At 74.5% G+C, this 10,903-nt stretch carries 9 protein-coding genes; 5 read left to right on the top strand and 4 right to left on the bottom strand.

Annotation, left to right across the window (positions count from 1 at the left end; all coding sequences use genetic code 11):
- Positions 1-155: 155 nt before the first annotated feature.
- The 3 genes from AB0I82_RS08425 to AB0I82_RS08415 all read left to right on the top strand — a co-directional run bounded on the left by AB0I82_RS08425 (position 156) and on the right by AB0I82_RS08415 (position 2,512).
- Positions 156-647 carry an SAV_6107 family HEPN domain-containing protein gene (locus AB0I82_RS08425; protein WP_363256359.1) on the top strand — a complete coding sequence of 164 codons (492 nt, stop codon included), beginning with the start codon at positions 156-158 and terminating at the stop codon, positions 645-647.
- 403 nt (positions 648-1,050) lie between these two features.
- A complete protein-coding gene (locus AB0I82_RS08420; protein ID WP_363256358.1) occupies positions 1,051-1,806 on the top strand; it encodes a methyltransferase in 756 nt (251 codons plus the stop codon).
- A 292-nt stretch (positions 1,807-2,098) separates the two neighbouring features.
- Complete coding sequence (locus AB0I82_RS08415; RefSeq protein WP_363256357.1) at positions 2,099-2,512, top strand: DUF3040 domain-containing protein; 414 nt, start codon at positions 2,099-2,101, stop codon at positions 2,510-2,512.
- A 193-nt stretch (positions 2,513-2,705) separates the two neighbouring features.
- Here the strand turns inward: AB0I82_RS08415 and AB0I82_RS08410 are convergent, their stop codons facing one another.
- The 4 genes from AB0I82_RS08410 to AB0I82_RS08395 form a co-directional block, all read right to left on the bottom strand.
- A complete protein-coding gene (locus AB0I82_RS08410; RefSeq protein WP_363256356.1) occupies positions 2,706-5,180 on the bottom strand; it encodes a DUF3488 and transglutaminase-like domain-containing protein in 2,475 nt (824 codons plus the stop codon).
- Entirely contained in the window at positions 5,177-6,646 is a 1,470-nt protein-coding gene (locus AB0I82_RS08405) for a DUF58 domain-containing protein (protein ID WP_363256355.1), read from the bottom strand. Before AB0I82_RS08405 ends, AB0I82_RS08410 begins: the two co-directional genes overlap by 4 nt.
- Complete coding sequence (locus tag AB0I82_RS08400) at positions 6,646-7,644, bottom strand: MoxR family ATPase (RefSeq protein WP_363256354.1); 999 nt, start codon at positions 7,642-7,644, stop codon at positions 6,646-6,648. The genes AB0I82_RS08405 and AB0I82_RS08400 overlap by 1 nt, the downstream gene beginning before the upstream one ends.
- A 287-nt stretch (positions 7,645-7,931) precedes the next feature.
- On the bottom strand, positions 7,932-8,489 hold the full coding sequence (locus AB0I82_RS08395) for a carbonic anhydrase (RefSeq protein ID WP_363256353.1): 558 nt from the start codon (positions 8,487-8,489) through the stop codon (positions 7,932-7,934).
- Between the two features lie 470 nt (positions 8,490-8,959).
- Here AB0I82_RS08395 and rsmH point away from each other — a divergent pair, with 470 nt between their 5' ends.
- Entirely contained in the window at positions 8,960-9,922 is a 963-nt protein-coding gene (gene rsmH, locus AB0I82_RS08390; protein ID WP_363256352.1) for a 16S rRNA (cytosine(1402)-N(4))-methyltransferase RsmH, read from the top strand.
- Positions 9,919-10,422 carry a hypothetical protein gene (locus tag AB0I82_RS08385; protein ID WP_363256351.1) on the top strand — a complete coding sequence of 168 codons (504 nt, stop codon included), beginning with the start codon at positions 9,919-9,921 and terminating at the stop codon, positions 10,420-10,422. Before rsmH ends, AB0I82_RS08385 begins: the two co-directional genes overlap by 4 nt.
- Positions 10,423-10,903: the final 481 nt, after the last annotated feature.

Below are 10,903 nucleotides of genomic sequence, written 5' to 3'. Positions count from 1 at the left end.
GCCGCACGGTGCCCGGGTGGGCGCAAGTCGGCCGCGCGGAAGCCTGGTGTGATCTGGACTACAGGGAGAAAGTGCAGGTCAGGGCGATTGTCAGTGGTGTGCCTCACGATGGGTTGTGCGGTTCCGAGCCGTTATGCGACGACAGGAGGTTCGTCATGGCAACTCGTCCCAGTGGGGCAGGTTCCGCTGCGTACGGTCCCCCGAGCGATGTCCACCCCGTCCTGCGCCGGACGGCCGCCCCGCCCGCCGCCCTCGACCTGCTGGCCAAGGCCCAGCGCGGCCTGGAAGAGGCGGCGTCCCTGGAAGCCCCCAACGAGCGCTTCGCGACCGCTCACCTCGCCGCCCTGCGCGCCGCCGCCGCGGTGCTGGCGGTACGGGGCCGGCCCGAGCCGACGCTCCGCCGCCGGCAGCGCATCCGCAGCGCCTGGGAGGTGCTGCCCGAGGTCGCGCCCGAATTATCGGAGTGGAGCGCCCTGTTCGCCGCCGGTGCCGAGCGCCGGGCCCGCGCCGAAGCGGGCATACCCGGGGCGGCCGGCCCGCGGGAGGCCGATGACCTCCTGCGCGCCGCCGCCCACTTCCTCCGCCTCGTCGAACGCCTGCTGGCCCTGCAACCGCTGCTCCCGCCGCCCCGGACGCGCGCGGGGTGACGGGCGGGGCGCGTGGCCGGAGGCGGCATGGCTGAAAACGGGGTGTCCGAAAGCGGGCGGACTGGAAGGGGGGCAGGGTCGGAAGGAGGTGAGCCGGGAAGCGCGCCGTTCCCGGACGGGCGGTCGCCGGAAATGCAGGGGCGCATTCCCCGCGCTTCCGCGTTCCCCGCATTGCGCGGAGTTCCCGCCCGCGTCCGCCTTTCCTTCCCCGCCCGGCCTTAATGGAAATAGCGGGGGAGCGCGCCCCAGTACGGGCGGCCGCAATCCGTCCGGGCCGTCCGGGAAAGGCCCGGATCCGCCCCCGGGCCACGGCTCGGTGGTGCTCGGGCGTGGCGGAGGGCGCGCGACCCCATAGGGTGGGAGGCGACTGTTCAGTACATGCCCCCGCGAGGAGCCACCCGCCGTGTCTGACCCGCTGCGCCCGCGCGCATCCCTTCGTACCGCCGTGGTCTGGGAGGTCCTGAAGGACGCCCTGGAGCGCCGGGCCAAGGCCGCCGGGCGCGACGCCCTGGACGTCCTGGACACCGGCGGCGGCACCGGCAACTTCGCCGTGCCCGTCGCCCGGCTCGGCCACCGCGTCACCGTGGTCGACCCCAGCCCCAACGCGCTGTTCGCCCTGGAGCGCCGGGCGGCCGAGGAGGGCGTGGCCGACCGGGTGCGCGCCGTCCAGGGCGACGCGCACGGCCTCTTCGAGGTCGTCGAGCGCAGCGGCTACGACGCGGTCCTCTGTCACGGCGTCCTGGAGTACGTCGACGACCCGGCCGAGGGCGTCCGCAACGCCGTGGAGGCGCTGCGCCCCGCCGGCACGCTGAGCCTGCTCGCCGCGGGCCTGGGCGGCGCCGTGCTGGCGCGCGCCCTGGCCGGCCACTTCACCGAGGCGCAGCGCGCCCTGAGCGACCCCGCGGGCCGCTGGGGCGACGGCGACCCGGTGCCCCGCCGCTTCACCGCCGAGCAGCTCACCGAGCTGGTGACCCGTACCGGCCTCGCGGTCGGCGCGGTGCACGGCGTGCGGGTCTTCGCCGACCTGGTCCCCGGCGTGCTCGTCGACACCGAGCCCGGTGCCATGGACGCGCTGCTGAAGCTGGAGGCCGCGGCCGCCGAGCTCCCCGCTTTCCACTCCGTCGCCACCCAGCTGCACGTCCTCGCCGAGCGCGGCTGACGGGCCGTGGCCCCTACATCAGTCGGGCGCGCGCCGCGAGGCGAACGCCCGGCTGCCGGGTGCAGTCGGCCACAGGGCCCCCGATCAGCCGCTTCGCCCCGTATGATCGGAGGTACCACGTCCGGCATGGCGGGAGGTCGGATGGGGAATGCAGGGTGCATCACCATCGGCCACCATGGTGGCGCGGACAGTGAATTGGCGTAGAGGGGCGGGTTTCACGGGGGCGATTCCCTGCCTATCCTGAAAGGGTCGCACCCGGTCGCCCCCCGCGACCGACGAGTAGGAGGACTCCGTGCCGCTCTCGGAGCACGAGCAGCGCATGCTCGAGCAAATGGAGCGAGCGCTGTACGCCGAAGATCCCAAGTTCGCGACAGCGCTTGAGGGAAGCGGGCTGCGTACGTACACCCGGCGACGGGTCTACCAAGCGGTCGCGGGCTTCCTGGTAGGTATCGCGCTCCTCATGGCCGGAATGGTCGCGCAGCAGATCTGGATCAGCGTGGTGGGCTTCCTCGTGATGCTCGGCTGCGCGGTCCTGGCCGTCACCAGCTGGCGCAAGGCGCCCAAACCCGGCGAGCAGCAGGCCGGTGCGGGGGACGCCCGAGGCGGCGGAGGCGGACAGTCACGCCGTACGTCCCGGCAGCGGCGCTCGATGATGGAGCGCATCGAAGAGCGCTGGCAGCGTCGCAGGGACGAACAGGGGCACTGAGCGCCCCGAGCGCCCCGCCCCCCACGTCCCCCGGACCCTTTCGACGTCCGAGGCTTCTCAGATCAGCCTGAGGCGTCTGAGAGCTGCCCGAGGCCGCTGAGAGCTGCCCGAGGATTCTGAGATTTGAGAGTGGTGTGGGCCGGACCCGGTTTTCCGGGGCCGGCCCACACCACTCACTCATGTCGGGGCACCCTCAGCGGGCCGGCGACCGGCCCGGTATCGCCGTGCGGAGCCGGTCCAGGGCGGCCGAGGCGCGGGCCGAGACGGTCCACAGCAGGCGGACGGCGGAGCGCGGGGCCAGTACGGCGCGCAGCCGCTGCCGCCAGGAGGCCGCGTCGCGCAGCCCGGCGCGCACCCGCTGCACATCGTCGGCCAGGCCGGGCGTGGCCTGCGGATGCGGTGCGTAGAGCGCCTGCTCCACCGATCCGGCCACCCGGTGGGCAGCCTCCGCGGCCGGGCCCGTCAGCTCGCCGATCCGTACGATCCGCGCGGCCGCCTTGCGCGGGGTCAGCGCGTCGTCCGGCACGATGCCGTAGTCCCAGCCCGAATCCACCAGCTCCCGCCAGGGACCGAGGGCGCCGGCCGCCGGGCCCCGACTCCGGGCGCGCCCCGCCCGGCCCGGGCCCGCGCCGAGGCCCCGGGCGGCGCCGGAGCCCCGGCCCGCGCCGAAGCCCCGGGCGGCGCCGAGGCGGCGGGCGCGGGCCCGTATCCGCCAGAGCAGCGGGACCGCCGGCAGCAGCAGGACCAGCAGGGCGGCGAGCACACCGGCCGCGACCGTCCCCGGCGTCGGTCCGTCGTCGGCCGGGCCGCCGCCGGACTGCGGGGGCAGCGCCCCGCACTCGGCGACCCGCCGCTGGTCCGGCGGACAGCTCCCGCCGTCCGCCGACGGCTCGGGCCGCGGCGCCGCGGTGCGGCCGGGCAGCGGCTCGGCCCGGCCGGGGTCGTCCTCGTCCGGCGCGTCCGTGGAGATCGTGTAGTCCGGCACGCTGCCCCGGCTCGGCGTCGGCTCGAAGCGCGTCCAGCCGACGCCTTCGAAGTACAGCTCGGGCCAGGCGTGCGCGTCCTTCAGACCGACCGAGTACGAGCCGTCGGCGCGCTTGCCGCCCGGCGTGAAGCCGACCGCCACCCGGGCCGGTATGCCGAGCGTGCGGGCCATCGCCGCCATCGAGAAGGAGAAATGGACGCAGAAGCCCTCCTTCTGCTCCAGGAAGCGCGCGATGGCCTGCGTGCCGCTGCCCGCCCGGACCTCGGTGTTGTACGTGAAGCCGCCGTTCAGCGCGAACCAGTCCTGGAGCCGGACCGCCTTGGCGTACGCCGAGCGGGCGCCCCGCGTCACCTGCTGTGCCGTCCGCTGGACCACCGGGGGCAGCGAGTCCGGCACCCGGGTGTACTCGCGCCGCAGGGCGCGGCGCGGGGGCGGTGCCTCGGCGAGCTGCCGGGCCGTCGGGCGCACGATCAGGCTCTCGACCTCGTAACGCACCCCGCGGGTGTTCTGTCCCCGGTCGCCGACCAGGGTGCGGCCCTCGGGCTCGAAGCGCCAGCGGCCCGGGATGCCGACCCGGGACGCGGGATAGGGCATCGGGAGCCAGTTCTGCGCATACCACTTCGCGGTGGAGACGGAGGTGTTCACCGCGGTGGTGTCCACGTCGGGCGCGAGGCCCGGCGGATCGGGCAGCCGGTCCGGTACGTCCACGACCGTGCGCTGCGACGGCTTCCAGGCCGCCCCGTCGAACTGGTCGAGCGCGACGATCCGCAGATACAGGTCGCGGGTGTCGGGGGTGGTCGTGCGGTAGTTCAGCACCTCCTGGTCCTCGGGCTGATTGAGGCTGTTCTGCAGGGACACCAGAGGGTTCACCGCGGAGATCGTGCCGCCGTCGGCCCCGGCGCGGCCGCGGCCGCTCATGTCCAGCAGCCCGCCGCCGAGCGTGGGCAGCGCGGCCGGGACGACCAGGGCGATGCCCAGGGCGAGCGCGCCGATCCGGCGGCCCGTGCGCACCGGGGCCGGCGCGGGCCCGCCGGCAGCGGCGAATCCGGCGCTCCCGGAGGCGTACGGGCGGCCCTCCGTCGTCGGGCCGCCGCCGAACACCCGGCCCCATTGGGACAGCCGGTCCCGGCCCTCGGCGAGCAGCAGTAACAGATAGCCGGCCGCGGCGACCAGGAACCACAGCCAGCCCGCGCCGCCCTTGGAGAGCCCGGCGGCGACCGAGTACAGCGCGAGCAGCGGCAGGCCGGCGGGGGCCGCGCTGCGGTACGTCACCGCGAGCGCGTCCACGATGAGGCCGATCAGCAGCACGCCGCCGACCAGCAGCAGCCGGATGCCGGTCGTGACCGGGGCCGGTATCGCGTACCGGCCGACGTCGTCGGCGCCCTCCTGGAGGAGCTGGCCGAACTCCCGGAAGGCGTCGGGGCCCGGCAGCAGTCCGGCGACGGCCTGACCGCGGGCGAACATCAGCGTGAGCAGCACGAGCCCGGTCAGGGCCTGCGCGGCGACCGTCAGGGGGCGGGCCAGCGGGACCCGGCGGGCCAGCGCGCCGACCGTGGTCACCAGCCCGAGCAGGAGCGCCGCCTGGAACATCCAGCCGATCGGCTCCACCAGCGGCAGCAGCGCGCAGGCGGCGCCCAGCGTCGCCACCAGCGCGCACACCGCGAGCCGCGCCCGGCCGCTCATCGCTCCGCCCCCGCTCGCCCGGAGGCGGTGCCGCCGGGCGGCACTCCGCCGCGCGCGGCCGTCCGCCGGGTGCGCGCGGTGTCGGCGAGCCGCCACATGGCGGGCAGGGTGTCCTGCGGGCGGACCGCGAGGGCCGTCCAGCCGGCGTCGTCGAGCAGTCGCAGGCGGTCGGCCAGGGGGAGCGGGGCGGGCGCGGTCCCGGACTGCGCAGGCGCGGCCGTACCGCTCCAGGCGTCGCCGTCCAGGACGAAGGCCACGGCGGAGCCGCTGCGGTGGCGCATCCGGGCCGCCAGCGCGGCCTGCTCCTCGTCCAGCTCGCCGAAGAACGCGATCAACAGGCCTTCGTTGCCCCCGCGCAGCACGTCGTGCGCCTGGGACAGGCCGGGCTCCTCGGAGTGGTCGACGACGGCGAGGGTGTCCAGGAGCAGGCCCGCCGCGTCCGCCGAGGCGCCGCCGCCGGAGAAGCCGCCGGCGCCGTCCGGGCCCGGCACGGAGCTGCCGGTGTCGGTCAGCAGGCGTACCGAGAAGCCGCGCTCCAGAAGATGCAGCGCGACGGACGCGGCACCGGCGACCGCCCACTCGAACGGGGAGTCGGGTCCGGAGCCCTGGTGCGCCGCGCTCCGCGTGTCCAGCAGGATCGTGCAGCGGGCCTGCTGGGGCTGCTCCTCGCGGCGGACCATCAGCTCGCCGTAGCGCGCGGTGGAGCGCCAGTGCACCCGGCGCAGGTCGTCGCCGTGGCGGTATCCGCGCGGGAGCACGTCGTCGTCGCCGGCCAGCGCGAGGGCCCGGTGGCGCCCGTCGCCGTACCCCGCCGCCTCACCGGCCAGCCGGACCGGGGGCAGCGGCTCGACCCGGGGGACCACCGTCAGGGTGTCGTGCGTGCTGAAGGAGCGGGTCAGCTCGCACATGCCGAACGGGTCGGACAGGCGCAGCTGCAGCGGCCCGAGGGGGTAACGGCCGCGCAGGTCCGAGCGGACCCGGTAGGACACGTCGCGGCGGCCGCCCGCCTCGACCCGGTCCAGGACGAAGCGCGGCCGCGGCCCGAGGACGTACGGCACGCGGTCCTGGAGCATCAGTACGCCGGTGGGCAGCCGCGAGATGTTCTCGATGCGCAGCCGGACCCGGGTCTCGGCGGCGGCGGACACCCGCGCGGGGGAGAGGCTGCGGCTGCCCGCGACCCGATAGCGGGTGCGGTACAGCACGGCCACGCACACGAGAGGGAGCGAGGCCAGCAGCAGCCCGACCCGGAGCAGGTCGGCCTGGCCCAGGACGTACGAGCACACCGCGGCGGCGATGCCGGCGGCCAGGAAGGATCGCCCGCGCGTCGTCAGCCCGCCGAGCGCGGCCCGCAGCCCGCCGGCCTCCGGCAGCCCCGCAGCCGGAAAACCGCCGCTCCTCGGCGCCCCGGGCGCGCTGAACTCCCGGCCGGCCGCCTCCGGTGCCTCGGCGCCCCCGCCGCCGCGCATCAGTAGCTCCGGGAGGCCGGCGGCCACTGTGCCGAGGGATCGGGGACCGGGGTGTGGTGCAGGATCTCCAGGACCACCTGCTCGGCCGAGCGGCGGTTCAGCTGGGCCTGGGCGGTGGGCAGCAGGCGGTGCGCGAGGACCGCGCCGGCCAGCGACTGGAGGTCGTCCGGGAGGACGTACTCCCGGCCGGCCAGGGCTGCCGCGGCCTTGGCGGCCCGCAGCAGATGGAGCGTCGCGCGCGGGGAGGCGCCGAGCCGCAGGTCAGGATGGTTGCGCGTGGCGGCGACCAGCTCGACGGCGTATCTGCGCACTGGATCGGCGACATGGACCGTGCGCACCGCCTCGACCAGCTTCACGATCTCGTGGGCGTGCGCGACCGGCTGGATGTCGTCCAGCGGCGACGTGCCGCCGTGCACGTCCAGCATCTGCAGCTCGGCCTCGGCGCTCGGATAGCCGATCGAGACGCGCGCCATGAAGCGGTCGCGCTGGGCCTCGGGGAGGGGATACGTGCCCTCCATCTCCAGCGGATTCTGGGTGGCGACCACCATGAACGGGCTCGGCAGCGCATAGGTCTGGCCGTCCATGGTGACCTGGCGCTCCTCCATGGACTCCAGGAGCGCGGACTGGGTCTTGGGGGAGGCGCGGTTGATCTCGTCGCCGATGACGATCTGGGCGAAGATCGCGCCCGGCTTGAACTCGAAGTCGCGCTGCCGCTGGTCGAAGACGCTCACGCCGGTGATGTCCGAGGGCAGCAGGTCGGGGGTGAACTGGATGCGCCGCACCGAGCAGTCGACGGACCGGGCGAGCGCCTTGGCGAGCATGGTCTTGCCGACGCCCGGCACGTCCTCGATGAGGAGGTGGCCCTCGGCGAGCAGCACGGTCAGCGCCAGGCGTACGACCTCGGGCTTGCCCTCGATCACGCCCTCCACCGACCGGCGGACGCGCTCGGCTGTGGTGGTCAGATCGCTGAGGCTCGCTCGCTCGTCATAGGTCGTCACCCGGCCCTCCTCGGCCCTGCCCCGCGCTCACGAAAAGCGGGGGTTCCCCATTACTGGGCCGAAACCGCTTTTCCGGTCCGGCCCACCCCGATGGCGCGCCGTCCCCGGCGGGGCCGGAAACAACGTCACGTACGCATTCTTGCCGCCCGCGCGGCTTCGCGTCATGGGCTGTGGATAACTCGGAAGGGTGCGCACCGGTCACCGGGAGGGGCGGCGGCCGGAAAGAACAGTCGCCGGCACGTCGTCGACGTGCCGGCGAACGGTGGAGGTGGCAGCGGGCCTCCGCCTCAGTTCTGCGGGTCGACCTCGCGCAGCAGACCCGTCGTCACATCGAAGACGAAGCCGCGGATGTCGTCCGTGTGGAGCAGGAACGGTGACGTACGGAGGCGCTGCACCGACTGGCGTACGTCGACGTCCACGTCCTTGAAGGACTCCACCGCCCAGGCCGGGCGCTGCCCGACCTCGTCGGCGAGCTCCTGGCGGAAGTCCTCGGTCAGGGTCTGCATGCCGCAGCCCGTGTGGTGGATGACCACCACGGAACGGGTGCCCAGCGCGCGCTGGCTGATGGTCAGGGAACGGATGATGTCATCGGTGATCACACCGCCCGCGTTGCGGAGGGTGTGCAGGTCGCCGACCTCCAGGCCCAGTGCCTCGGGGAGGTTGAGCCGGGCGTCCATGCAGGTCACCACGGTGACCTTCTGGGCAGGGCGGGCGCTCAGGCCCGGGTCCTTGAACTCGTTGGCGTACCGGGCATTGGCCTCGACGATGTGGTCGATGACGGAACCGCCCGAAGCGGCGGCGTTGTCGTCGGACGGGGACGGTGCCTGCGAAGCGGATATCGACATAGCCATAAAAGTAGCCGCTGTGGCGCCGGAGCACCGCTTGTGAGGACGGGCATAGCGGATCAACGCCCCGTTCCTGTGAGGTAACCCACAGGGAAGGGGTGCGTTCCCCCGTACGAGTGAGAACCGTGATCCACAACCCCCGGACGGCGGCCCTCCGTAGACCTCCGACGGCCGCTTCAGGACGCGCGCCACCAGTTGGTTGACCGAAGGGATGAGTGGACTAAAGTGACGCGAAGTGGGAGGCGTGAGACTCTCCTTGGATCCCGAATCCCGCGCGCGGGGAACCGCACGTGCGGTTCGGTCTCCTCCCGCTCCACCGGCCATCCGACGTCACTTCCCCGTCGGCGGACGGCCGCTTCCCCTTCAGAGCGGGCGGGGACCAAACAGTACGTGCGGCCTCCGTCGGCCAACGGCAGGTGGGTACCTTCCCCGAGGGGGCGGTATCCGCCGCCCTCCTCATCGGAAGGCGCATGAGCAGCAGTAATACCCGCCACGTCCCCGTCATGCTCCAGCGCTGTCTGGACATGCTCGCCCCGGCGCTCGCCGAGCCCGGTGCGGTCGTCGTCGACTGCACGCTCGGTCTGGGGGGACACAGCGAGGCGCTGCTGTCGACATTCCCCGCCGCGCGCCTGATCGGCCTGGACCGCGACCCGTCCGCCTTGAAGCTCGCGGGGGAGCGGCTGGCGCCCTACGGGGACCGCGCGACCCTCGTGCACGCCGTGTACGACGAGCTGCCCGACGTCCTGGAGCGGCTGAACGTGCCGCGCGTCCAGGGGGTGCTGTTCGACCTGGGCGTCTCCTCGATGCAGCTGGACGAGGCCGACCGCGGCTTCGCGTACGCCCAGGACGCCCCGCTGGACATGCGGATGGACCAGACGACCGGGATGAGCGCGGCCGAGGTCCTCAACAGCTACGCGCCGGGCGAGCTCGTACGGATCCTGCGGGCCTACGGCGAGGAGAAGCAGGCCAAGCGGATCGTCTCGGCGATCGTCCGGGAGCGCGAGAAGGAGCCGTTCACGAACAGCGCGCGGCTGGTCGAGCTGATCCGGGACGCGCTGCCGCAGGCCGCCAAGCGCACGGGCGGCAATCCCGCGAAGCGCACGTTCCAGGCGCTGCGCATCGAGGTCAACGGCGAGCTGTCGGTGCTCGAACGCGCCGTACCGAACGCGGTGCAGGCGCTCGCCGTCGGCGGCCGGATCGCCGTCCTCTCGTACCACTCGCTCGAAGACCGGCTGGTCAAGCAGGTGTTCGCGGCGGGCGCCGCCAACACGGCGCCGCCCGGGCTGCCGGTCGTACCGGAGCAGTACCAGCCGCGGCTGAAGCTGCTCACCCGTGGCGCCGAGCTGCCCACGGAAGAGGAGATCGCGGAGAACCGCAGGGCGGCGCCCGCTCGGCTGCGCGGCGCCGAACGCATCCGGGAGGACAACGCGTGACGGGTTCCGGGCGGCTTCGCGGTACGGGGGGCGGGCGGCTGGCCGCGCTGGTGCCCTCCGGTACGAGCACGGCGGCGCGCACGCCCTTCGTGCTGCTCGTCGTGGTGCTGCTCGGATCCGGTCTGATCACGCTGCTGCTGCTGAACTCCGCGCTCAACCAGGGCTCCTTCGAGCTGAGCAGGCTGGAGAAGCAGACCACGGAACTGACGGACGAACAGCAGGCGCTCCAGCAGGAGGTGGACGGCTACTCGGCACCCGGCTCCCTGGAGAAGCGGGCCCGCGGCCTCGGCATGGTGCCCGGCGGCAACCCGGCCTTCCTGGGCCCGGACGGCACGGTGCGCGGCGCGCCCAGCGAGGCCACGGGACAGCCCGCGGTGATGCGGGCACCGCAGAGCCGCCCGCCGGCCCTCTCCGGGACGCGCACGCCGTCCGGAAGCCCGTCCGGCAGCCCACACGCCACCGCTTCTCCGAAGCCCTCCCCGACGGCCGTCGGCGGGTGACCTCGTGACGCACGACGCCGCGCTCGCGGACGCATCGCCCGCAGACCGGACGGAGACGGAGGGGGAGCAGTGAGCGAACCGAGGGACCCCAGGGACCCCGAGAACCGACGCGACCCGAGGGCCCGGCGCGGTCCCGCCCGCCCGGGCACTCCGGGGCGCCGCGTGCCGCGCCCCTCTCAGGGCGGCGCGTCGCCCCGGGGAGAGGCCCGCCCGCAGCGCCCGTCCGCCACCGAGCGGCCGGCGAAAGCCGAGCGGCCGGCGAAAGCCGAGCGGCCCGCGGACGCCCGCCGGGACCCGAAGCGCGCCCCCTCCGCGAATCGTTCCTCCCCCCAGCGCCCGGCCGCCGCAGACAAGCGCCCGGCCGCCGCTCCGAAGCGCCCGGCCGCAGCCCCCAAGCGACCGTCCGCCGCCCAGAAGCGCCCCGCCGCCTCGAAGCGCCCGCCCCGGCCGCCCCGCCCGCGTACCCCCACGCCCGCCCCCC

The organism is Streptomyces sp. NPDC050315 (assembly GCF_040655775.1).
Classification (GTDB): Bacteria; Actinomycetota; Actinomycetes; order Streptomycetales; family Streptomycetaceae; genus Streptomyces.
The sequence above is the reverse complement of the archived record's forward strand: the minus strand, read 5'-3'. Positions and strand labels throughout refer to the sequence as shown.